At 66.8% G+C, this 23,761-nt stretch carries 19 protein-coding genes; 16 read left to right on the forward strand and 3 right to left on the reverse strand.

The annotated features are described in order from the left end of the window. Positions 1–186: 186 nt before the first annotated feature. Complete coding sequence (gene acpP / locus QZS21_RS09080; RefSeq protein WP_295582586.1) at positions 187–417, reverse strand: acyl carrier protein; 231 nt, start codon at positions 415–417, stop codon at positions 187–189. A gap of 278 nt (positions 418–695) precedes the next feature. Between acpP and trkA the strand changes: the two genes are divergently transcribed. From trkA to QZS21_RS09095, 3 genes are read left to right on the forward strand one after another with little or no spacing between them, the layout of a single operon-like run. Then, positions 696–2,060: a Trk system potassium transporter TrkA gene (trkA, locus tag QZS21_RS09085; protein WP_295582588.1), complete on the forward strand. Its 1,365-nt coding sequence runs from the start codon at positions 696–698 to the stop codon at positions 2,058–2,060. Positions 2,061–2,076: 16 nt separating this feature from the next. Continuing rightward, positions 2,077–3,540, forward strand: a complete 1,464-nt coding sequence (locus tag QZS21_RS09090) for a TrkH family potassium uptake protein (RefSeq protein ID WP_295582590.1) — start codon at positions 2,077–2,079, stop codon at positions 3,538–3,540. Between the two features lie 50 nt (positions 3,541–3,590). Continuing rightward, the gene (locus QZS21_RS09095; protein WP_295582592.1) at positions 3,591–4,238 is read left to right on the forward strand and encodes a class II aldolase/adducin family protein; all 648 of its coding nucleotides are present in this window, start codon (positions 3,591–3,593) and stop codon (positions 4,236–4,238) included. 54 nt (positions 4,239–4,292) lie between these two features. Here QZS21_RS09095 and QZS21_RS09100 read toward each other — a convergent pair whose 3' ends face one another. Continuing rightward, on the reverse strand, positions 4,293–5,309 hold the full coding sequence (locus tag QZS21_RS09100; protein ID WP_295582594.1) for an ATP-dependent 6-phosphofructokinase: 1,017 nt from the start codon (positions 5,307–5,309) through the stop codon (positions 4,293–4,295). A 262-nt stretch (positions 5,310–5,571) separates the two neighbouring features. Between QZS21_RS09100 and QZS21_RS09105 the strand changes: the two genes are divergently transcribed. Both QZS21_RS09105 and QZS21_RS09110 read left to right on the forward strand, forming a co-directional pair. Continuing rightward, complete coding sequence (locus QZS21_RS09105) at positions 5,572–8,214, forward strand: translation factor GTPase family protein (protein WP_295582597.1); 2,643 nt, start codon at positions 5,572–5,574, stop codon at positions 8,212–8,214. 5 nt (positions 8,215–8,219) lie between these two features. Further along, on the forward strand, positions 8,220–8,627 hold the full coding sequence (locus tag QZS21_RS09110; protein WP_295582599.1) for a signal peptidase II: 408 nt from the start codon (positions 8,220–8,222) through the stop codon (positions 8,625–8,627). A gap of 283 nt (positions 8,628–8,910) precedes the next feature. Here the strand turns inward: QZS21_RS09110 and ilvD are convergent, their stop codons facing one another. Beyond that, positions 8,911–10,593, reverse strand: a complete 1,683-nt coding sequence (ilvD, locus tag QZS21_RS09115) for a dihydroxy-acid dehydratase (protein ID WP_295582601.1) — start codon at positions 10,591–10,593, stop codon at positions 8,911–8,913. 251 nt (positions 10,594–10,844) lie between these two features. On the opposite strand from ilvD, the gene QZS21_RS09120 reads away from it, so the two are divergent. The 11 genes from QZS21_RS09120 (at position 10,845) to QZS21_RS09170 (ending at position 23,682) form a co-directional block, all read left to right on the forward strand. Then, on the forward strand, positions 10,845–11,633 hold the full coding sequence (locus QZS21_RS09120; protein WP_295582603.1) for an HpcH/HpaI aldolase/citrate lyase family protein: 789 nt from the start codon (positions 10,845–10,847) through the stop codon (positions 11,631–11,633). Between the two features lie 123 nt (positions 11,634–11,756). Next, complete coding sequence (locus tag QZS21_RS09125) at positions 11,757–12,239, forward strand: RNA polymerase sigma factor (protein WP_295582605.1); 483 nt, start codon at positions 11,757–11,759, stop codon at positions 12,237–12,239. Continuing rightward, on the forward strand, positions 12,236–13,114 hold the full coding sequence (locus QZS21_RS09130; RefSeq protein ID WP_295582607.1) for a hypothetical protein: 879 nt from the start codon (positions 12,236–12,238) through the stop codon (positions 13,112–13,114). Before QZS21_RS09125 ends, QZS21_RS09130 begins: the two co-directional genes overlap by 4 nt. A gap of 143 nt (positions 13,115–13,257) precedes the next feature. Then, complete coding sequence (locus QZS21_RS09135; RefSeq protein ID WP_295582610.1) at positions 13,258–14,016, forward strand: ABC transporter ATP-binding protein; 759 nt, start codon at positions 13,258–13,260, stop codon at positions 14,014–14,016. Next, positions 14,009–15,421, forward strand: coding sequence for an FtsX-like permease family protein (locus tag QZS21_RS09140; RefSeq protein WP_295582612.1), 1,413 nt, complete (start codon positions 14,009–14,011; stop codon positions 15,419–15,421). The genes QZS21_RS09135 and QZS21_RS09140 overlap by 8 nt, the downstream gene beginning before the upstream one ends. A 255-nt stretch (positions 15,422–15,676) precedes the next feature. Then, positions 15,677–16,849 carry a glycosyltransferase gene (locus tag QZS21_RS09145; RefSeq protein ID WP_295582614.1) on the forward strand — a complete coding sequence of 391 codons (1,173 nt, stop codon included), beginning with the start codon at positions 15,677–15,679 and terminating at the stop codon, positions 16,847–16,849. Then, positions 16,846–17,433, forward strand: a complete 588-nt coding sequence (locus tag QZS21_RS09150; RefSeq protein ID WP_295582617.1) for a TVP38/TMEM64 family protein — start codon at positions 16,846–16,848, stop codon at positions 17,431–17,433. Before QZS21_RS09145 ends, QZS21_RS09150 begins: the two co-directional genes overlap by 4 nt. Before the next feature lie 16 nt (positions 17,434–17,449). Beyond that, entirely contained in the window at positions 17,450–18,493 is a 1,044-nt protein-coding gene (locus QZS21_RS09155; protein ID WP_295582619.1) for a glycosyltransferase family 4 protein, read from the forward strand. Positions 18,494–18,684: 191 nt separating this feature from the next. After that, on the forward strand, positions 18,685–19,530 hold the full coding sequence (locus QZS21_RS09160) for a tyrosine-type recombinase/integrase (RefSeq protein ID WP_295582620.1): 846 nt from the start codon (positions 18,685–18,687) through the stop codon (positions 19,528–19,530). A gap of 332 nt (positions 19,531–19,862) precedes the next feature. Continuing rightward, positions 19,863–20,681, forward strand: a complete 819-nt coding sequence (locus QZS21_RS09165; RefSeq protein ID WP_295582622.1) for a hypothetical protein — start codon at positions 19,863–19,865, stop codon at positions 20,679–20,681. 55 nt (positions 20,682–20,736) lie between these two features. Continuing rightward, complete coding sequence (locus QZS21_RS09170; RefSeq protein ID WP_295582624.1) at positions 20,737–23,682, forward strand: InlB B-repeat-containing protein; 2,946 nt, start codon at positions 20,737–20,739, stop codon at positions 23,680–23,682. Positions 23,683–23,761: the final 79 nt, after the last annotated feature.

Below are 23,761 nucleotides of genomic sequence, written 5' to 3' on the forward strand. Positions count from 1 at the left end.
GGGAACGGCGGCAGGGGCGCCGCCGCGGGTCAGCTCTATGGAAAAATCCTGCCGGGACAGCTTCATCGTCTGGAGGGAGCTGCGCTCAAAGCAGGCAATCAGATCATAAATTTCTTGGTTGGTCATGGTGCTTCCTTTCTCCACGGAACGTGGTTTCCGGAGGGGGAGGTCCCCCTCCGGAGGGGGTCAGGCCTTGTGAGCAGCCAGGTAGTCCATGATGTCGCCCACGGTCTTGAGGTTGGCCACGTCGGCGTCGTCGATGGTGATGCCGGCGGCCTCTTCCAGAGCCATCACCAGCTCCACGGAGGCCAGGGAGTCGGCGCCCAGGTCGTCCGCCAGGCTGGCGGTCAGGGTCACCTGCTCGGCGTCGCAGCCGATGGTCTCCACGATGATGTCGCGCACTTTCTCGAATTCCATATTGGTACTCCTTGATGTCGAAATATCAATTATTTTAATTAAAAATTTTTAACTAAAATAATTTAGGCTTATTCTAAGCACGCGGCGGCGGTTTGTCAAGAGAAAAAATGGAAGAAGTCCGCCGGGACGCAAAAATTCTGCAAAAGCCACGGGAAAAGGTATTCCCTTTTCAGGGGAGATTGGGTATAATCCTTTATATTTGCAGGACAGATTTGGCTGCCCCGGTTTTCCAGCGGGGGACATAGACAGAATATAGAAGGGAAATTGAGGAAGGACATATGAGGATTATCATCGTGGGCGCGGGCAAGGTGGGACTGGCGCTGATCCAGCAGCTCTCCGCGGAGAACGAGGTCACGGTCATTGACCAGAACGCCCAGCTGATCGACAACATCATCAACATCTACGACGTGATGGGGGTGTGCGGCAACGGCGCCAGCTACAAGGTGCAGAAGGAGGCGGACGGCGACAAGGCGGAGCTGCTGATCGCCACCGCCTCCAGCGACGAGATCAACATCCTGGCGTGCCTGGTTGCCAAGAAGCTGGGGGTGGCCCACACCATCGCCCGCATCCGCAACCCGGAGTACGAGACCCAGCTGCGCTTCATGCGGGAAGAGCTGGGCCTCTCCATGGCCATCAACCCGGAGAAGGCCGCCGCCCGGGAGATCGCCCGGGTGCTGCGCTTCCCGGCGGCCATGAAGCTGGAGTCCTTCTCCAAGGGGCGGCTGGAGCTGGTGGAGTACCGTTTGTCGGAGCACTCCTCCCTGGACGGGATGCAGCTCTCGGACCTGTACCGCAACATCCGGGTCCGGGTGCTGATCTGCGCCGTGGCCCGGAAGGGGGAGACCATCATCCCCTCCGGCGACTTCGTCCTCCGCTCCGGCGACAAAATCTACCTCACCGCCTCGCCGGAGCAGCTCTCCCAGTTCTTCCGCCACCTGGGGGTGTTCCGCAGCCGGGCCTCCTCCGTGATGATTGTGGGCGCCAGCAAAATCTGCTACTACCTGGCCTCGGAGCTGCTGGAGATGGGCATGTCCGTGAAGATCATCGACCAGAACGAGCAGCGCTGCGTCCAGATGGGGGAGATGCTGCCCCGGGCCCTGGTCATCGTGGGGGACGGCACCGACAGCGAGCTGCTCCACGAGGAGGGCATTGAGCAGACCGACGCCTTCGTGGCCATCACCGGCATCGACGAGGCCAACATCCTCATGTCCATGAGCGCCGCCAGGCAGTCGGGGGACTGCTGCAAGGTGGTGGCCAAAATCAACCGCAAGCCCCTGGTGGACCTGGTGTCCGCTGCGGGCATGATCGACAGCATCGTGTCCGCCGCCTCCGTCACCACGGAGCTGATCGTCCAGTACGTCCGGGCCATGCAGAGCGCCTCCGGCGCCAAGATTAAGACGCTGCACCGCCTGGTGGACGGCGCGGTGGAGGCCCTGGAGTTCGGCGTGACGGGGGATGTGCCGTTCATCGGCGTGCCTTTGAAGGATTTGAAGCTGAAAAGCGGCATTTTGCTGGCGGGCATCGTCCGCCAGAACGGCCGCATCATCATTCCCTCCGGCAACGATGTCCTGCACCGCAACGACGATGTGATCGTGGTGACCACGGACACCACGCTGCAGGACATCTGCGATATTTTAGAGTGAAGGCGGAGGCATTGCGTTGAACTATCAAATGATCGGCTACGTCATCGGCCGCATCCTGCTGACGGAGGCGGCGCTGCTGGCGCTGCCCATGGCGGTGGCGGCGGCCCACGGGGAGGCGATGTCCCCCTTCTTCATGCCCATGGTCCTTCTGGTGCTGGTGGGCCTGGCCCTGGGCGGACGGCGGCCCAAGCGCACCGCCCTGTACGCCCGGGACGGCCTGGCGGTGGTGGCGCTGGCGTGGATGGCCGTGTCGGCCTTCGGCGCCCTCCCCTTCGTCCTCTCCGGGGACATCCCCTCCTATGTGGACGCCCTGTTTGAGACCGTCTCCGGCTTCACCACCACCGGCGCCAGCATCCTCACGGAGATCGAATCCCTGAGCCGCGGTGGCCTGTTCTGGCGCAGCTTCACCCACTGGGTGGGGGGCATGGGCGTGCTGGTGTTCGTCATGGCCATCCTGCCCATGACCGACGGCCACGGGATGCACCTGCTGCGGGCGGAGGTGCCCGGCCCCTCCGTGGGCAAGCTGGTCAGCCGCATGAGCGACACCGCCAAGATTCTCTACGGCATCTATCTGGCCATGACCCTGGTGGAGATTGTGCTGCTCCTCCTGGGGGGCATGTCCCTCTTCGACGCCAGCATCCACGCCTTCGGCACCGCCGGCACCGGCGGCTTCAGCTGCCGCAACCTCAGCGTGGGCGCCTACCAAAGCCCCTATTTCGACATCGTGATCGGCGTTTTTATGCTGCTGTTCGGCGTGAACTTCAACCTGTACTACTTCCTGCTGATCCGCCGGTTCCGGGACGTGCTGCACTCCGAGGAGCTGCGGGGCTATCTGCTGATCGTGGGCGCGGCGGTGATCGCCATCGCCGTGGACATCGCCCACCTGTACGGCTCCGCCGCCGTCAGCCTGCGCCACGCCTTCTTCCAGGTCTCCTCCGTCATCACCACCACCGGCTATTCCACAGTGGATTTCAACACCTGGCCCTCCTTCTCCAAGGCAATTTTGGTGGTGCTGATGTTTGTGGGAGCCTGCGCCGGGTCCACCGGCGGCGGCATCAAGGTGGCCCGGATCGTGATTCTGGCCAAGGCGTCCTACGGCGACATGCGGCGGATGCTGCACCCCAACGCGGTGTCCACCGTCCGCTTCGAGGGCAAGCCCCTGACGGACCGGCACCTGCGCAGCGTCCACCTCTATCTCACCGTGTACGTCCTGGTGTTCACCGTCTCCTTCCTGCTGCTGTCGCTGGAGCAGTTCGACCTCATCACCACCTTCACCGCCCTGACCGCCTGCATCAACAACATCGGCCCCGGGCTGGAGCTGGTGGGCCCCATGGGCAACTTCTCCATGTTCTCCCCCTGGAGCAAGCTGCTGCTGTCCTTCAACATGCTGGTGGGGCGGCTGGAGATCTTCCCCATGCTGCTGCTGTTCGCCCCCTCCATCTGGAAGCGGCGCCTGCTGAGCCGCCGGCCCGCGGCCTGAAATCCCGCCGGAGGACGCCCTCCGGCCATGTTTGAAAGGGAGGTTTGCCCATGAAGCTGCAAACGGCAAGGGAGGAGCTGGCGGCGTGGGGGCGGCGGATGAGCGCCGCCGGACTGAGCACCGGCACCAGCGGAAACCTCAGTATCTACGACCCGGCGGCGGGCCTCATGGCCATCACGCCCTCGGGCATGGACTATGGCTCCATCACCCCGGCGGACATCGTGGTGACAGACCTGGAGGCCCATGTGGTGGAGGGGGAGCGGAAGCCCTCCAGCGAGTGGGCCCTCCACACCCGGTTCTACCGCCGCCACGGCGCCGCCCGGGCGGTGGTCCACACCCACTCCACCTACTGCACCACCCTGGCGGTGCTGGGCCAGCCCCTCCGGGCGGTGCACTATGCCATCGCCGCCGCCGGCGCGGCGGAGGTGCCCTGCGCCCCCTACCGCCTCTTCGGCACGGAGGAGCTGGCGCGGCAGGCGGTGGAAACCTGCGGCGACGGCCGGGCGGTGCTGCTGGGCAACCACGGCCTGGTGGCCTGGGGGGAGAGCTTGCCCGCCGCCTACGCCCTGGCCCGGGACCTGGAATTTGTGGCGGAGCTCCAGTGGCGGGCCATGGCCGTGGGCACGCCCCGGGTGCTGACGGCGGAGGAGATGGACGCCGCCATGGGCCGCTTCCAGACCTACGGGCAGAACAAATAGAAGAAGAGGGAGCGTGCCCCGCAGGGGCACGCTCCCTCTTTGATGTACGGCTGCTTACAGCGCGGTCTCGCCCCGGCCGGAGCTGGTCAGGGCCTCCAGAATCTGGTAGCGGTCCATCTGGAAGGGCTTGGTCATCTGGAGGGCCTCCTCCATGTCCAGATCCACGATGCGGCCGTCCTGGGTGGCGATGATGCGGTTGCCCCGCCCGGCGGCCAGGGCCATCACCGCGTCGTAGCCCATGCGGCTGGCGGTCTCCCGGTCCCGGGCGGTGGGGGAGCCGCCCCGCTGGATGTGGCCCAGCACGGTGACCCGGGGATCAATGCCGATCTCGTCGTGGATGCGGCGGCCGATGTCCACGGCGCTGCCGGCGCCCTCCGCCACCACCACCATGTAGTGGGTGATGCCCGCCAGCCGGGCCCGGCGGATTTTCTCCACGATGTCCTGTTCAAAGTCCACCTCCCGCTCCGGGATCAGCACGGCGGTGGCGCCCACGGAGATGCCCACGTACAGCGCCAGATACCCGGCATGGCGGCCCATGACCTCCACCACGGAACAGCGCTCGTGGGACTGCATGGTGTCCCGCAGCTTGTCGATGCACTCCACGGCGGTGTTGCAGGCGGTGTCGAAGCCGATGGTGTAGTGGGAGCAGCCGATGTCGTTGTCGATGGTGGCGGGGATGCCCACCACCTGGAGGGGGTGGGCCATCTCCGCCGCCTGGCGGCTGATGGCCAGGGCCCCCCGGAAGGTGCCGTCGCCGCCGATGGCCACGATGCCGTCCAGCCCCAGCAGCTTGCAGGTGGCCAGGGCCTTCTCCCGGCCCGGGGCGCTCAAAAACTCCTCGCTGCGGGCGGTGTAGAGAATGGTGCCGCCCTTGTCGATGATATGGCTGACGCTGCCGGCGTCCATCTGCACGAAGTCGCTGTTGATGAGGCCGCCCCAGCCCCGGCGGATGCCGATGCATTCAATGTCGTTTGCGATGGCGGTCCGGACCACCGCCCGGACGGCGGCGTTCATGCCGGGGGCGTCGCCGCCGCTGGTCAGGACGCCGATCCGCTTCACATGTTTGTCCATACTGGTTCCTCCTTGTCGGTTTGGGTGGATGTTGACACGGCCCGCCCCAGCCATGGCGGGGTGAAAGACCTTTTTCCTCGACTATACAATTCCAGAGAGTTCCTGTCAAGATTCTTCTGGAGAAATTGATTATATTCTGCGGAAAACGATTAACTTTTGCGGAAATATGTAGATGGGAACGGAGACGGGCCGCCGGGCGCTTGCGCCCGTCCCCGGGAGATGATATGATGAAGACATTCTGGACAGAAGTTGGAGGGCTGGCATGAAAAAGCTGGTCGTTGGCATATTGGCCCATGTGGACGCGGGGAAGACCACCCTCTCCGAGGCGCTGCTGTATCGGGGCGGCGCGCTGCGGCGGCTGGGAAGGGTGGACCACAGGGACGCCTTTTTGGACACGGACGCCATGGAGCGGGACCGGGGCATCACCATCTTCGCCAAGCAGGCGGAGCTGACCTGGGGGGACCGGTCCATCACCCTGCTGGACACTCCGGGGCACGTGGATTTCTCCGCCGAGACGGAGCGGACGCTCCGGGTGCTGGACTGCGCCGTGCTGGTGGTCAGCGGCACCGACGGCGTGCAGGCCCACACCCGGACGCTGTGGCGGCTGCTGGAGCGGTACGGCGTGCCCGTGTTTTTGTTTCTCAATAAAATGGACCTGGCGGGGGCGGACCGGGCGGCCCTGACGGCGGAGTTGAAGCGCCGCCTGGGGAGCGGCTGCGTGGACTTCACCGCGCCGGAGACCCTGGCGGAGGAGGCCGCCCTCTGCGACGAGGCGGTGCTGGAGCGGTATCTGGACACCGGAGACCTGGCGGACGGGGACGTGACGGAGCTGATCCGGCGGCGGGCGCTGTTCCCCTGCTTCTTCGGCTCCGCGCTGAAGCTGGACGGGGTGGACGAGCTGCTGGAGGGCCTGGCCCGGTATGCGCCGGTGCCGGCATATCCCGGTGCCTTCGGCGCCCGGGTGTTCAAAATCGCCCGGGACGGCCAGGGGGCCCGCCTCACCTACCTGAAGGTCACCGGCGGCACGCTGCGGGTGAAGGACGTCCTCACCAACCGCCGGGAGGACACGCCGCCCCAGGCGGCGTGGGAGGAGAAGGCGGACCAGCTGCGCATTTACTCCGGCGCCAGATTCCGCACGGTGGAGGAGGCCCCGGCGGGCACCGTGTGCGCTGTCACGGGGCTGAGCCGCACGGCGCCGGGCATGGGGTTGGGGTTTGAGGGGGCCTGGACCGGCCCGGTGCTGGAGCCGGTGCTGGCCTACCGGGTGCTGCTGCCCGGCGGCGCGGATCCCCACACCGCGCTGCTGCACCTGCGGGAGCTGGAGGAGGAGGACCCCCAGCTCCACGTGGTCTGGAACGAGGCGGCCCGGGAGATTCACCTGCAATTGATGGGGGAGGTGCAGCTGGAGATTTTGCAGCGGGTCCTCCGGGAGCGGTTCGGCATGGAGGTGGCCTTCGGCGCCGGAACCATCCGCTACAAGGAGACCATCGCGGACACGGTGGAGGGCATCGGCCACTTTGAGCCCCTGCGCCACTATGCGGAGGTCCACCTCCTGCTGGAGCCGGGGGAGCGGGGCAGCGGCCTGGTGCTGGCCGCCGCCTGTCCCGAGGACCAGCTGGACCGGAACTGGCAGCGGCTGATTCTCTCCCACCTGGCGGAGCGGGAGCACCCGGGGGTGCTGACCGGCGCTCCCGTCACCGATCTGCGGATCACCCTGGTGGCGGGGCGGGCCCACGTGAAGCACACGGAGGGGGGTGACTTCCGCCAGGCCACCTACCGGGCAGTGCGCCAGGGGCTGATGCAGGCCCAAAGCGTCCTGCTGGAGCCCTGGTACGCCTTCCGGCTGGAGCTTCCGGCGGACCAGGTGGGCCGGGCCATCAGCGACCTCCAGCGGATGAATGGGGAGACGGACCCGCCGGAGGCGGCGGGAGAGGAGACGGTTCTCACCGGCGCCGCCCCGGTGGCGGCCCTGCGGGACTATGCCCGGGAGGTGGCGGCCTACACCCGGGGCCGGGGGCGGCTGCTGTGCACCCTCTCGGGCTACCGTCCCTGCGCCGACGGGGCGGCGGTGGCCGCCGCCTCCGGCTATGACCCGGAGCGGGATGTGGACAACCCGCCGGACTCGGTGTTCTGTGCCCACGGTGGGGGCTACACGGTGAAGTGGGACCAAGTGGCCGCCAACGCCCATGTGGAGCCGGTGCTGCGCCCGGCGGCGCCGGAGGAGGCGCCCGCCGCCCCGGTTCGGCCCCGGCCCGCCGCCTCGGGCGGCATCGAGGCGGACAAGGAGCTGCGGGCCATCTTCGAGCGGACCTACGGCCCGGTGAAGCAGCGGGCCTTTCAGCCGCCCCGCCCGCCCCGGCGCCCCCCGGCCCGGGAGGATGAGGCGGAGCGGCGGTTCCAGGGGGAGGAGTACCTGCTGGTGGACGGGTACAACATCCTCTTCGCCTGGGACGAGCTGAAGGCCATGGCCCGGGAGAACCTGGACGCCGCCCGGAAGAGCCTGTGCGACCTGCTGTGCAACTACCAGGGCTACCGGCACTGCCACGTGATTGTGGTCTTCGACGCCTACAAGGTGAAGGGGGGCCAGGGGTCCGTGGAGCCGTACCACAACATCCACGTGGTCTACACCAAGGAGGCGGAGACGGCGGACGCCTATATCGAGCGGGCCACCTACGAGATCGGGCGGCAGCACCGGGTGCGGGTGGCCACCTCCGACGGGCCGGAGCAGCTCATCATTCTGGGCCACGGGGCCCTGCGGCTGTCCGCCTCCGCCTTCCGGGAAGAGGTGGAGCAGGTCCAGGGCCAGATCTCCGCTGCCCTGGAGAAAAATAATCGCAAACAGAAGCGGGGGGCCCTCCGGGCCGCCCTGGAGAAGGCCGCCAAGGCCGGAGAGGAGGAGCCGTGACCGGTTTGCTGACAGCTTTGGGGACGGCTGCCTCCTGCACCGCCGCCCGGTGGTATCTGGACCGCGCCGCCCGGCGGGAGCGGTCCTATTGGGGGGACCGGGTGCGCCTCACCGCCCTGTGGAACCGGGGCGCCGCCTTCGGGCTGCCGGTGCCGGCGCGGTGGCTGCCCGCCGCCGGGGCGCTGGCTCTGGCGGGCCTCCTCCGCTGGGGGCGGCGGTGCCCGGCGGGGGCGGGCCTGGTGCTGGGCGGCGGGCTCTCCAACCTGTACGAGCGGGTCCGCCACCGCCGGGTATACGATTACCTGCGGTTTCCCAAGGTCCCGGGGCCTCTGGGGCGGTACGTCTACAATCTGGCGGACCTGGCCGTCTTCGCCGGGGTGGGGGCGCTGCTCCTCTCCCGCCGGAGGCGCTGAAAAAGGGGACGCCCGCAGAAGCGGGCGTCCCTGTGGCTGTCGAGCCAGTGCTGCGGGTACTGGTTTGGAAACGCTGCGGCCCCCTGCGCCCCGACTGGTGCGCCGGAGGCGCACCGCTTGCACCATTGCGAGCCGAGCAGAATGTTCCGCCGCGTACATGCCGCGGCAGAAGTTCTATGCGTTTGCCACTTCGGCGGTGAAACGCTGAAAGGTTTTTTTAACAAACGAAACAGGGGACGCCCGCTTCTGCGGGCGTCCCCTGTGATCTTGTTGAAGCGGTGGCTTACAGGTTGTCGAACTTCAAAATGGCGCCCTCGGAGCCGGAGGCGGCGATCTTGCAGTACAGGCCCAGCCAGCCCTTCTTGAACTTGGGCTCGGGCCGCTTCCAGGCCGCCAGGCGGGCGTCGATCTCCTCCTGAGGCACCAGCAGCTCCAGCTTGCGGCTCTCCACGTCGATCACGATGCGGTCGCCGTCGTGGACGATGGCGATGGGGCCGCCCTCCGCGGCCTCCGGAGAGATGTGGCCCACGAAGCAGCCGTTGTTGGTGCCGGAGAAGCGGCCGTCGGTGATGAGGGCGGTGGTGAGGGCCAGGCCCCGGCCGTAGAGGTACTTCATGGCCTTGAACATCTCCCGCATGCCCGGGCCGCCCTTGGGGCCCTCGTAGCGGATGACCACCACGTGGCCGTCGTGGACCTTGCCCGCCAGGATGGCCTCCTCCGCGGCCTCCTCGGAGTCGAAGCAGATGGCCTCGCCCTCAAAGTGCTGGAGGCTCTTGTCGAAGGCGCCGGGCTTGGTGATGCCGGTGTCGGGGGCCAGGTTGCCCCGCAGCACCGCCACGCCGCCGGTGTAGCCGAAGGGGTCGTCCAGGGTGTGGTTCACCAGGCCGGTGGCAGGATAGGTGTAGCGGTGGGAGGCGATGTTCTCCGCCAGGGTCTGGGCGGTGACGGTCATGACGCCGGTCTCCAGCAGGGACTGGAGGTTCTCCATCAGCCGGGGCACGCCGCCGTCCTTGTAGAAGTCGATGACGTTGTACTTGCAGGCGGGGTTCATCTTGGCCAGCTGGGGGATGGTGCGGGACAGGGAGTCAAACTCCTCCAGCACCCGGATGTCCAGCTCCGCCTCGTGGGCGATGGCGGTGAGGTGCATGACGGCGTTGGTGGAGCCGCTCATGGCCAGGCACGCCTTGATGGCGTTGCGGACGGCGCCCTCCGTCAGGACCTTCCGGGCGGTGATGTGCTTTTCCACCAGCTCCATGATCTTGATGCCGGTCTCCTCGCCCTTCATCAGCCGGGCGGCGGAGGTGGCGGGGGCCAGGCCGCCGTCGGGCAGGGTCATGCCCAGGGCCTCCGCCAGGGCGCACATGGTGTTGGCGGTGCCCAGGTAGGAGCAGGAGCCGCAGCCGGGGCAGGAGGTGTTCTCCAGGGAGACGTACTCCGCCTCGGTGATCTTTCCGGCGGAGAGCATACCGTAGGCCTCGGTGCTGGAGGTCTGGTCGGACTGGCGGCCGTCAAAGACCGCGCCGCCCTCCATGGGGCCGCCGGGCAGGAAGATGCAGGGGATGTCCAGCCGGGCGGCGGCCATCAGCATGCCGGGCACGATCTTGTCGCAGGAGCCCAGCAGCACCAGCCCGTCGAACAGGTTGATCTGGGCCATGGACTCGATGGAGTTGGCGATCAGCTCCCGGGAGGGGAGGATGTAGTGCATGCCGTCGTGGCCCTGGCCCATGCCGTCGCACCCGCCGATGACGCCGAATTCGATGGGGGTGCCGCCGGCGCGGTAGATGCCGTCCTTCACCCGCTGGGCCACCTGGCGGAGGTTGAAGTGGCCGGGGACGCACTCGCTCCACGCGTTGGCGATGCCGATGACGGGGCGCTTGAGATCATCGGTGGTGAAGCCCATGGACTTCAGTGTGGCGCGGTAATACTGGTTGTTCAGGCCCTCCAGAATATGTTTGCTGCGTTCCATATCAAATGTTCTCCCTTTCTGCTTTCGTTTCCCGCCGTGGGCGGGTTGGGATCATATGCCCATGATAGCATTGGACGGGGAGGCGTGTCAATGCCGCCGGGGCCGATAAAAAGAAGAAAAAGATTGGATATTCCGTTGACAAAAGGCGGTGGGCGTGGGTATAGTGTAGGTAGTGCAAGAAGTGGAAGCCCATTCCGCTCCGAGGAATCAACGGCGGCAGCCCCGCCGGAACATGAGAAGGAGAATCATTTATGGATGTCAGCAAGATGCCCACCATGGAGAGCGTGGCCCGGTTTAAGGCCGCCATGGATTCCGACAAGGGTGCCCTGGGCCCCTTCATGATCAGCACCGACCCCGCCTTTGTGGAGGCCGCCGGCTACGCCGGGTATGACTTCGTGCTGCTGGATATGGAGCACGGCACCACCACCCACCAGACCCTGCCCAATCTGATCCGCGCCGCCAACGTGGCGGGGGTGTGCCCGGTGGTCCGGGTTCCCCGGGGCAGTGACATCTGGATCGACCAGGCCCTGGACGTGGGCGCCGGCGCCGTGATGATCCCCCAGATCGACACCGCCGAGCAGGCCCGGGCCGCCGTGTCCGCCGCCAAGTTCTCCCCCATCGGCACCCGGGGCACCTGCCGCTTTGTCCGCTCCGCGGGCTTCGGCGCCATCCCCGGCAAGGACTACTTCGCCAAGGCCCAGGACACCGTGGTGATCGTCCAGGCCGAGGGCAAGAAGGCCGTGGAGAACCTGGACGAGATTCTGGACGTCCCCGGCATCGACGTGGTGTTCGTGGGGCCCTACGACCTGTCCAGCTCCCTGGGCCTGGTGGGCCAGATCGACCACCCGGACGTGGTGGAGTGCATCAAGGGCATCATCGCCAAGGCCGCCGCCAAGGGCGTGAAGGTGGGCTGCTTCGCCGACTCCGTGGAGGGCGGCAAGAAGTGGCGCGATCTGGGCGTGAAGTTCATTGGCTACGCCTGCGACACCTACATTTTCATGCAGGGCGCCAAGGCCGACGTGGAGAGCTTCTCCAAGTAAATGCTTCCCGACACAATCATCCCCCGGGGCGGCTGGCCCCGGGGGATGATTTTTTGCGAAATATCCCGATGGTGAAAAATATCCGGCGTCTGAGCCGTGTGATAGGTGAAAGGAGTGAGGATCATGGTTCCATCCGGTACCGATGAAACCGTCTGCCGTCTGGTGGCGGAGTACAGCCCCATGCTGCTGCGGCTGGCCTGTACCCGCCTGCCTTCCACCGCCGACGCAGAGGATGCCGTGCAGGAGGTGTTTTTGCGGCTGCTGTCCGCAAGGCCCGTGTTCCGGGACGCCGGGCACGAGAAGGCGTGGCTCATCCGGGCCACTCTCCACCGCGCCAGCGACATCCGCCGCCTGGCGGAACGGCGGAATCTCCCCCTGGAGGAGGCGGCCCAGGCCGCCGCTCCCCCGGAGGGCGAGAGCGCACTCCTGGAGGCCGTGCGGGCCCTCCCGGCCAAGTACAGCGGGGTGATCCACCTGTACTACTACGAGGGCTATTCCATTCGAGAGATCGCACAACTGCTGGGCCTGCCCACCCCCACGGTGGGCACCCGCCTCGCCCGCGGCCGGGAACGGCTGCGGCAGATGCTGGAGGAGGAAGAGAAATGAATCGAGAGAGCTATCGCAAGGCCTTTGACACGCTGCATTTCTCCGAGGATTTTCAGAGCCGGACCGCGGCACTGCTGGCGGACCGCGCCCGGGAACTGAACAAGGAGGAGCAAAGCATGTTTACCCAAAAGAAGAAGTTGGTCGTTTTGATCGCCGCCGCCGTGGCGCTGCTGGCGGTATCCGTGTCCGCCGCCATGCTGCTGTTGACCCCGGCCCAGGTGGCGGAGGAGATGGAGGAGCCGCTCTTGGCCGCGGCCTTTGAAAACGGGGACGCGGCGGCGCTGAACGATGTCCGGCAGGCCGGGGACTACACCTTCACCCTGGCAGGCCTGGCCTCCGGCGCGGGGCTGTCCGCCGCCCCCATGGAGTATAACGGGGAGCTCATCGACGACCGGACCTACGCCGTGTTCACCGTTGCCCTGGCCGACGGCACCCCCCTGGAGGAACAGCCGGATTTGACCTACACCCCCCTGGTGGGCGGCTTCCACGTCGGCGCGGTCAACGCCTGGACCCTGGGAGCGGGCTGTCAGTCCTTCGTGCAGGACGGCATCGCCTACTACCTCTTTGACGTCCGGAACCTGGAGATGTTCGCGGACCACCCGGTGTACTTCGCCATCTATGAAGGCGGCGTGCCCTCTCCGTCCATGTTCGACGCGGGGGAGGATGACACCCTGACCCTGAAGGAGGACGTGACCGGCGTGCTGTTTGAGCTGCCGCTGGACGAGAACAGGGCGGACCCCGCCGCGGCGCAGGCCTTCCTGGATTCCACCGGACTGGAATTCATCGACGGGCCGGAGGAGGCCGTCCCCGACGAGACCCCCACGGCCCAAATCCTGGAGGACACGCCGCAGAGCAAAACCATCGAGATCCGCTGAGGGCGGAGAAAAAGCAGGGGGAGGCATCGCCTCCCCCTGCTTTTTTTTCCAATGCCCCTTGACAAAGCGCCCGCTGTGTGCTATTTGTATTATACGATTAATACACCAATACAACAATACAGTAATACAGAGGAGGCACATCTATGTCCCTGTTGGAAGTGCAGCATTTGCAGAAGGTCTACACCACCCGCTTCGGCGGCGCCCGGGTTCAGGCTCTGGGGGACGTGGACTTCACCGTGGAGGCGGGGGAGTTCGTGGCCATCATGGGGGAGTCCGGGTCCGGCAAGACCACGCTTTTGAATATCCTGGCGGCGCTGGACCGGCCCACGGAGGGGGAGGTGCTGCTGGGGGGCAAGGCCCTCTCCCGCGTCCGGGACCGGGAGCTGGCGTCCTTCCGCCGCGCCCGCCTGGGCTTCGTCTTTCAGGATTTCCACCTGCTGGACACCTTCTCCCTCCGGGACAACATCTTCCTGCCCCTGGTGCTGGCGGGGAAGGCCTACGGGGAGATGGAGGCCCGGCTTTCCCCGCTGGCGGAGCGGCTGGGCATCGGCGCCCTGCTGGACAAATACCCCTACGAGGTCTCCGGCGGGCAGAAGCAGCGGGCGGCGGTGGCCCGGGCGCTGATTACCGACCCCCAGCTGGTGCTGGCGGACGAGCCCACCGGTGCCCTGGACTCCCGGGCCTCCGGCGCTCTGCTGGAGCTGTTTGGGGAGATCAACCGGGAGGGGCAGACCCTGGTGATGGTGACCCACTCCGCCACGGCCGCCAGCCACGCCGGGCGGGTGCTGTTCCTCCGGGACGGTCGGGTGTACCACCAGCTGTACCGGGGCGGCGAGAGCCGGGAGCGGCAGCTCGCCCGCATCTCCGCGGTGCTGACGGAGGGGAGGGAGCAGGATGCGTAACGGAACCTTCTTCCCCCGGCTGGCCCTGGTGAACCTGGTGCGGGGCCGGCGGTTTTACGGGCCGTATCTGCTGACCTGCGGCGCCCTGGCCGCCATGTACTATGTCCTGCGGTTCCTCATCTGGAACGACGTGGTGGACTCTGTGTACCAGGCCCCCTACCTCCGGGCGATGCTGGGCCTGGGCTGCGGGGTGGTGGCGGCGTTCTCCGGGGTGATCCTCCTGTACGCCAACGGCTTTGTGATGAAGCGGCGGCAGCGGGAGCTGGGACTGTACCAGGTGCTGGGGCTGGAGAAACGCCACATCGCCGCGACGCTGCTGTGGGAGACGCTGCTGTGCGCCGGGGTGTCCCTGCTGGGGGGCCTGGCGGCGGGGGTGGCGCTGTCCCGGGGGCTTTTGGCGCTGCTGCTGGCCCTGGTGCGGATTCCGGTGGACTTCCCCTTTTCCGTCAGCCTCCGGGCCATGGGGGAGTCGGCGGGGCTGATGGCGGTGCTCTTCCTCCTGGCGCTGGGGGTGAACCTGCTGGCGGTGGGCCGCTCTCAGCCTGTGGAGCTGCTGCAGAGCGTCTCCGCGGGCCAGCGGGAGCCCCGGACGAAGAAGCTCCTGGCGGCGGTGGGGGTGCTGACCCTGGGGGCGGGCTACGCCCTGGCCGTGACCACCCAAAACCCGGTGGACGCCCTGGCGCTGTTCTTTTTGGCGGTGGTGCTGGTGATGATCGGCACCTACTGCCTGTTCACCGCCGGGTCCGTCGCCGTGCTGAAGCGGCTCCGGGCCGACCGCCGGTTCTACTACCAGACCCGCCATTTCACAGCGGTCTCCGGCCTGCTGTACCGGATGAAGCAGAACGCCGTGGGCCTTGCCAACATCTGCATCCTCTCCTCCATGGTGCTGGTGACGGTGTCCGCCACCCTGTGCCTGTACCTGGGCATCGAGGACGCCCTGGCCGCCAGAATCGCGGAGGGTATCCTGCCCGCCGCCCGGCAGGCGGAGATGGCCCAGAACTACTATCTTCTCTACGGCGGCTTTTTGTTTGTGGGGATGTTTTTGGGGCTGCTGTTCCTGCTGGCCACGGTGCTCATCATCTACTACAAGCAGCTCTCCGAGGGCTACGAGGACCAACGGCGCTATCAGATCATGCAGCAGGTGGGCATGACGGGCCGGGAGGTCCGGGCCTCCATCCGCAGCCAGATTCTGCTGGTGTTCTTCCTGCCCCTGGGGGCGGCGGCGCTCCACATCCTGCTGGCCTTCGGGATGCTGTGCCGGATTCTGGAGCTGTTCGGGCTGTACAACATCGCCCTGTTCGCCCTCTGCACCGGGGGCACGCTGCTGGTGTTCTGCGGCATTTACGCCCTGGTGTTCGGCCTCACCGCCCGGACCTACGAGCGGATTGTGGGGGAGGCGGCGTGAGGGGTGAAACGAAACGCCGGCTGAGACGTCTTTTGTATATGGAAAGTTTTTCTGAAATTTTACCCGGAGACCAGCCGGAATTTCATCCCGGAGGAATATATTGAAGGCGGGACACTTGACAAACTGTACTAACTGTACTATTATAGCTAGTACAGATATCCGGGACGGAAGCTGAGCAAATTTTCCGGAAGATTGAAGAAAAACGGCGGCCTGTGTCGTATCAGAGAATAGACGAAGCGAAATGAGGGATACTCCATGAAGATCTTGATCACCACAGATTGGTACAGCCCGGCGGTGAACGGTGTTGTCACCTCCGTAAAAAATCTCCGGCGGGAGCTGGAGGCCCGGGGCCATGAGGTCCGGGTGCTGACCCTGTCCCAGACCACCCGCTCCTGCGCGCAGGACGGCGTGACCGCCCTGGGGTCCGTGGCGGCCGGACTGGTGTATCCCGGTGCCCGGCTGCGGACGGCCCTGGCGGGGCGGTACGTGCGGGAGTTGGTGGCCTGGGGGCCGGACGTGGTCCACTCCCAGTGCGAATTCTCCACCTTCTTCCTGGCCCGCCGCATCGCAGAGGAGCTGGACGTGCCCCTGGTGCACACCTACCACACCGTCTACGAGGACTACACCCACTATTTCTCCCCCAGCGTCCGCTTCGGGAAGAAGGCGGTGGCGGTGTTCTCCCGCTGGGTGGCCGCCCAGACGGACTGCCTCATCGCCCCCACGGGGAAGGTGCGGTTGCTGCTGGAGGACTACAACGTGGACCGCCCGGTGTTCGTGGTGCCCTCGGGCATCGACCTGCGGCGCTTCCAGCGCCGGATGGACCCCTGGCGGACGGCGGTGCTGAAGGCCAGCCTGGAGATTCCGGCGGACCGCCTGGTGCTGGTGAATGTGGGCCGCCTGGCGGAGGAGAAGAATCTGGAGGAGCTGCTGCGCCTCCGCGCGGCCATGGGGCCGGGGGGCACGACGCTGCTGCTGGTGGGGGACGGCCCCCACCGGGGGAAGCTGGAGGCCCTGGCGGCGGAGCTGGGCCTGGCGGCGCCGGACGTGGTGTTCGCCGGGCAGGTGGCCCCGGAGCAGGTGGCGGATTGGTATCAGGTGGGGGACCTGTTTGTGAGTGCCTCCACCAGCGAGACCCAGGGACTGACCTATGTGGAGGCCCTGGCCGCCGGCGTGCCGGTGCTGTGCCGGGCGGACCCCTGCCTTGCCGGCGTGGTCCGGGAGGGGGAGAACGGCTGGCAGTACCGCAATGAGGCGGAGTTCTCCAAAAAGCTGACGCTGTTCCTGGCCCAGCCCCACCGGAGCCAGGCGCTGTCGGCGGCGGCCCGGCGGAGCGCCGAAGCCTTCTCCGCCGAGGCATTCGCCCAGCAGGTGGAGGAGATTTACCGCACCCAGATCGCCCGCCGTCACCGGGAGGGGGTGCCCGCATGACCCAGCCCATTGAAAAGACCGCCCTGCGGGCGGCGTCCCTGGCGGGCCTGGTGATCTGCGTGGTGCTGGCCGTGTGGGGCTGGCGGACCGGCGTCCTCACCTCCCAGGAGCGGCTGGAGGCCCTGGTGTCCGGCGCCGGCGCGGCGGGGGCGCTGCTGTTCACCGTGTTTCAGGCGGTGCAGGTGGTGATCCCCATTCTGCCCGGCGGCCTGGGCTGCCTGGCGGGGGTGCTGCTGTTCGGCCCGGTGTGGGGGTTTGTCTATAACTACGTGGGCATCTGCGCGGGGTCCCTGATGGCCTTCGCGGTGGCCCGGAGCTGCGGCAAGCCGCTGCTGCCGCTGCTGTTTTCCCAGAAGACCATTGACCGCTACAGCCGCTGGGCGGAGGAGAAGGGGCGGTTTTCCCGGCTGTTTGCCCTGGCCATTTTCCTGCCGGTGGCGCCGGACGACTTCCTGTGCTATCTGGCGGGGACCACGGAGATGAGCTGGCGGCGGTACAGCGCCATCATCTTCCTGGGCAAGCCCTTTGCCATCGCCCTGTACAGCCTGGGGCTGACCATGGTGTGGCAGACCCTGGTGGGATGAAAGAAGGAGTGAAGCCATGCGCATTTATATCTATCGCGGCGGCGAGAAGCTGGTGGGCAAAAGCGGCGTGGGACAGGCCATGCGCCACCAGCGGGACTCCCTGCGGCAGGTGGGTCTCCAGCCCGGGGACCGCTGGACGCGGGACACCGTGGCCATCCATGTGAACACCGTCCTGCCGGACTCGGTGGCGGCGGCGGTGTGGGCCCGCCTGCGGGGGCGGAAGGTGGTGTGGTACGGCCACTCCACCATGGAGGACTTCCGCAATTCCTTCAAGGGCTCCAACCTGCTCTCCCCCCTGTTCCGCCGCTGGATCACCTTCTGCTACGGCCTGGGGGACGTGGTGGTGACGCCGACGGACTACGCCAAGGACCTGCTGGAGCACTACGGGCTGCGCCGCCCGGTGTACAGCCTCTCCAACGGCGTGGACACCGCCTTTTTCCGCTACGACGCGGCGCAGGGCGCCGCCTTCCGCCGGCGCTACGGCCTGGAGGAGGGGGAGAAGGCCGTCATCTCCGTGGGCCACACCATCGCCCGAAAGGGCCTGCCGGAGTTTTTGGACCTGGCGCGGCGGATGCCCCAGGTGCGGTTTTTCTGGTTCGGCTGGACCAGCCCCCGGCTGATTCCCGCCGCCATCCAGGCGGACATGGCCGCCGCCCCGCCCAACGTGACCTTCCCCGGCTACGTGGACCGGGAGCAGCTGCGGGAGGCCTACTGCGGGGCCGACGCCTTTGCCTTCATGAGCCATGAGGAGACGGAGGGCATCGTGGTGCTGGAGGCCCTGAGCTGCGGCATCCCCACCGTGGTGCGGGACATCCCGGTGTACCGGGGCTGGCTCCGGGACGGGGAGAACGTCTACAAGGCGGCGGACACGGAGGGCTTCTGCCGCGCGGTGGCGGGCCTGCTGGACGGGACGCTGCCGGATCTGACGGCGGCGGGCCGGGCGGTGGCCCTCCGGCGGAGCCTGCTGGCCGTGGGCCTCCAGCTCCAGGAGATCTACCGCCGGGAGCGCATCCTGCCCCCGCTGCCCGCGCCCCTGCCCGCCCGGCAGGTCAAGGTGTGAGCAAAAACATCATACAGCGGCAAAAGCGGACGCCTCCGGGCATCCGCTTTTTTTAGGCCCCCGCCGGCACAATTGCCGGCGGGGGCCTGTATTTTTGCCGCCGGGGTTCCCGGCGGCAAAAATACCGTATAGAATCCGGCGGAAATAGAAGATAATACGATGGGAGACCATTTTAGAAGGAGGCGTTTGAAATGGCAGAACAGAAGCTGGGTCCGGCGGAGTTGGCCGCCTTCGGACGGTATCTGCGGGAGGAGGAGCGCAGCCCGGGGACCATCGAGAAATACCTGCGGGATGCCGGTGCCTTTGCAGGCTGGCTGGCGGGCCGGGCCGTGACCCGGGAGACGGCGGCGGAGTGGAAGGAGTCCCTGCGGCGGGCGGGCTACGCGCCGGTGACGGTGAACGCCATGCTGGCGGCGGTGAACACCCTGTTCCGCTCCCTGGGCTGGGAGCAGTGCCGGGTCCGCTTTTTGAAAATCCAGCGGCGGCTCTTCCGGGAGGACGCCCGGGAGCTGACCCGGCCGGAGTATGAGCGGCTGGTGGCCGCCGCCCGGGACCAGGGGCGGGAGCGGCTGGCCCTGGTGATGGAGACCATGGGCGCCACCGGCATCCGGGTGGGGGAGGTCCGCTATATCACGGTGGAGGCCCTGGCCCGGGGCCGGGCGGAGATTGCCCTGAAGGGAAAAATCCGCACCATCCTCCTGCCGGACAAGCTGTGCCGGAAGCTGCTGCGCTATGCCGGGCGGGAAGAGATCGCCGCGGGGGAGGTCTTCCGCACCCGCAGGGGCGGGACCTGGTGCCGCAAGCAGATCTGGGCGGAGATGAAGGCCCTGTGCGCCCGGGCGGGGGTGGCCCCCACCAAGGTCTTTCCCCACAACCTGCGCCACCTCTTCGCCAGGGCCTTCTACCGTGTGAGCCGGGATGTGGCGAAGCTGGCAGACGTGCTGGGCCACTCCAGCATCGAGACCACCCGCATCTACCTGATCTCCACCGGTGTGGAGCACAGCCGCCAGCTGGAGCGGCTGCACCTGGTCTGCTGACGGCAAAAAAAGAACCGCCGGACCCACCGGCGGGACAAAATCAATAGTTTGTCTGGTATCCGGCGCAAAAAAATGACGCCGCCCAAGTACTTATTGCCATTTTAGCACGTTTGTCCCCAGGTGGCAAGCGGTTTTCAAAGATTTTGACACGACAAAACCGGCCGATTGCGCTTCTTTTTCAATCGGTCTGGTTTTCACGCCCGGAACCCCGGCCCCATGCTGCTGCATGGGGCTTTTTTTCTGCCCTTTTGCCGCAGCCTGCCGGGCGCGGCGGGGGACGTTTCGGACAAATTATTGATTTTGTCGGAGCGGAGGAGATGCGGATGCGGGAAATGCCAAAAGAGCTCCGGGCGGCGCTGCCGCTGACGGAGGCGCTCATCGGGGACTATTTGGAGGTGCTGCGGGACCGGGGGCGGAAGCGGGAGAGCCTGGGCGTGTACCGCCGCTGCCTCACCGCCCTGTATGACTACCTGCCGCCGGAGAAAGTTGTCCGCCGGGAGACCCTTGGCCAGTGGCGGGACTGGATGCTCGCGGAGGGCTACGCCGCGCAGACGGTGAACTGCGGCCTCTCCGCCGCCAACGGCCTGCTGGACCACTGCGGCCGCCGGGATCTGCAGCTCACAGCGCACCTCCGGCCGGGGAAGACGTCCCAGCCGGAGCTGACCCGCCAGGAGTACTTGCGGCTTTTGCGGACCGCCCGCCTGCTGGGCAGGGAGCGCGCCTACCTGCTGATGAAGGCCATCGCGGGCATGGGCCTCTCCCTGGAGGAGCTGGCCGGTGTGACGGCGGAGGGCGCGCGGGAGGGGTGTCTGCGGGGGAGCGGCCGGACGGTCCGCATCCCGGAGTGCCTGCGCCGGGAGCTGCTGGACTATGCCCGGCAGGCGGGCATCGCCGCGGGGCCGCTGTTCACCACCCGGAACGGGCGGCTGATGAGCCGCTCCAACGTGACGGACAGCATCCGGGCCCTGTGCCGCGACGCCCGGGTGCCGGAGGGGAAGGGAAATCCCCGGTGCCTGAAAAAGCTGTATCAGACCACCCAGGCGGAGATTCAAAGCGGCCTCGCCGTGTTGGCGGAGCAGGCCCACGACCGCCTGCTGGAGGCGGAGCAGATGGCCATCGGGGGGAGCGGCGGGGAGGTGAGGCGCCTGTGATCCCGGCCCCGGAAGCGGGGCCAAGCTGAAAAAAGTATTTGGAGGAAGCAATCAAATGAAGAAACGATTTTTAGCAACCCTGCTGGCCCTCGTGATGCTGTTGACCCTCCTGCCCGCGACGGCGCTGGCGTATGAGATTACGAGAGTCCCGCTGACCCTGACCGTTAGCAGCTACGGCGCGCCCTTTTATAGTCCGGGCACCGGGGAACATACCGTCAGCAGCATCAGGGTCACAAAGTACATCAATAAGAGCGCGGTTGGCAGCAGCAATGCCAGCGGGTCGGCAAGAGCGTACTTTACCGGCAGCAATGCAACGGGCTGGGACTTGTGCATGGACATTGAGATTGGAAACTTCAAAACGACTTTGTCCGGAAGCGATGTCTCCAGAGCCCGCATTACGAACAAGGATATGAGCGGCGCCAGCGGCTATGTAACGTTCGGACTGTCCTTTAACAGCTCCGGCGGAACGTCGACCTATCTCTCCATTACCGGCGGGACGGCGCTTCCCGAGCCGGAGACAGACTACACCCTGTCTTACAATGCCAACGGCGGAACCGGCGCTCCCGGCGCCCAGACGGGCAGCAGCACCACGGGGAGCTATACCTTCACGGTTGCAAGCGGCGTTCCCACCTGGGAGAACCACACCTTCCTGGGCTGGGCCACCGCCAGCGGCGCGACGGCGGCGGCGTATTCCGCCGGAGATACGATCACGCTGCAAAAGAACAGCCCCAGCCAGACCCTCTACGCGGTGTGGCAGGAGGACGCAATTCCCACAGACTACACCCTGTCCTACGACGCCAACGGCGGAACCGATGCCCCCGCCGCCGATACAGCCAGCACCGCCGAGGCGAGCCATACCTTCACGGTGACGAGTGCAGAGCCCACCTGGGAAAACCATACCTTCCTGGGCTGGGCGGACGCGGCGACGGCAGAAACGGCTGCGTACCAGGGCGGAGAGGAGATCACGCTCTATGCCGCCGCCCCTGCCAAAACCCTCTACGCGGTGTGGGAGAAGTCCACGGCCAACATTCCAGAGGCCCCCGGCGGAGAGCTGAGCGGGGCGCTGGACGGGGCGTTCGTGCAGGTGCACTGCGCCAACGAGAGCGCCGCCCACCAGGACCGGACTTACGGCCTCCTCTCCGGCGGCTATACGGCGGGAGCGGTTCAGGGGAACGACGTGGACGGCTATACCTGCGCGGTCACGATCCAGCCCGATGCCTATGCCGCCCAGTACAGCGTGGACACGGGGACGCCCCATGGGACGGCGGACGAACAGGGATCGGTATCCATCACGCTCCAATATGACGCAGGGACGGAGACCTGGACCACCAGCGCCATGGCGGTGGTGAGCGTGGCCTGCGAGTCCGTTCCCGCGGACCCCCAAAAGCAGATCACGGTCTCCTTCCAGGACCCGGACACCGCCGCGGACATCATTGCGCCGGTTGCCCTGACGGCGGAGCATCCGGCGGTGGTCCCGCCCACGGAATACGAGGGGAAGACCATCACCGGCTGGACACTGAACGACACTCCCTACACCGGCGGCTTCAACCTGACGGAGCTGGCGGCCCTGGTAGGGGATTCCGGCTGGGCGGAGGACGGGGACTTCCTCTACGCGGAATTGACCTTTGAAGCGGTCTACGGCACCCCGCCCGCCCCCGAGACGGTGACCATCCTGTTCCGGGTGGTCAACGGCACCTGGGCGGACGGCACCACGGCGGACCAGCAGGTGGAGATCGAAAAGGGCACCGCGCTGGACGCCTGGATTCCCACCGGCATGCAGCCGCTGGAGGGTTTTGAGGGCGGCGCCTGGGACAAGGACCCCGCGGGCGTCCAGACCGCCGACGCCGTGTATACCTACACCTTCAACGAAAAGGGCGTGACACCCCCGGAGACCTACACGGTGCACTTTGACAGCAGCGGCGGCAGCGCCGTCCCGTCCCAGACGGTGGCGGCGGGCAGCCCGGCAGTGAAGCCCGCCGACCCCACCCGGGGAGGCGACACCTTCCTGGGCTGGTACTTCAACGGCGAACCCTATGATTTCACCCGGCCGGTCACCGCCTCCCTCACCCTGGTTGCCCAATGGCGGACCAACGGCGGCAGCGACGATGACGACAGCTATACCCTGCGGTACAACACCAACGGCGGCGAGGCCATCCGGTCCGAGACCAGCAGCCGCAAGTGGACCAAGGACTACGAGGACCTGCCCACGCCGGAGAGAAGCGGCTTCCGCTTTGCGGGCTGGTACTACGACAAGGACCTGCGCGACAAGGTCACCGGCGACGTCAGCGTGAACAAGGCCACTGTGACGCTGTACGCCGCCTGGCGCGGCGGCGTGGCGGACCCCGGCGGCACCGGCGTGTCCAACTGGCTGAACACCACGGACCACATCGCCTTCCTCCACGGGTATCAGGACGGCACCTTCGCCCCCAACCGGAACATGTCCCGGGCCGAGGTGGCGCAGATGTTCTATAACCTGCTGCTGAACCGGGAGGTCCCCACGGATGTCCGCTACAGCGACGTGAAAGACGGCGACTGGTACGCCCCCGCCGTCCGCACCCTGTCCGCCCTGGGTATCCTCACCGGATATCAGGACGGCACCTTCCGGCCCTACCGGGCCGTCACCCGGGCGGAGTTCACCGTCATCGCCATGCGCTTTGCCGCGCTGGACCGCGCCGGGGAGAGCGCCTTCGGCGACGTCCGGCCCGGCGACTGGTATTACGACGCCGTTGTGACCGCCACCGGCTACGGCTGGATCGGCGGCTACGACGACGGCACCTTCCGGCCCAACGCCCCCATCACCCGGGCGGCGGTGGCGTCCATCGTGGACAACATGCTGGGCCGCAGCGCGGACGAGGACTTTGTGGATGCCCACGCCGATGAGTTGAGACAGTTCAGCGATCTGGACGAGGACTACTGGGCCTATTACAGCATCATGGAGGCCACCAACCCCCACACCTACCGCCAGAGCGGCGGCGCGGAGGACTGGAGGGCGCTGCAATAAGCAAACCCCGCGGACCGCCCCGAAGGGCGGGCGGCAGAGGGACCCCCTGGGCAGCGGGCATATCCGGAGGATATGCCCG

It is taken from the genome of uncultured Oscillibacter sp. (assembly GCF_900544955.1).
In the GTDB taxonomy this organism is placed as follows: domain Bacteria; phylum Bacillota; class Clostridia; order Oscillospirales; family Oscillospiraceae; genus Oscillibacter.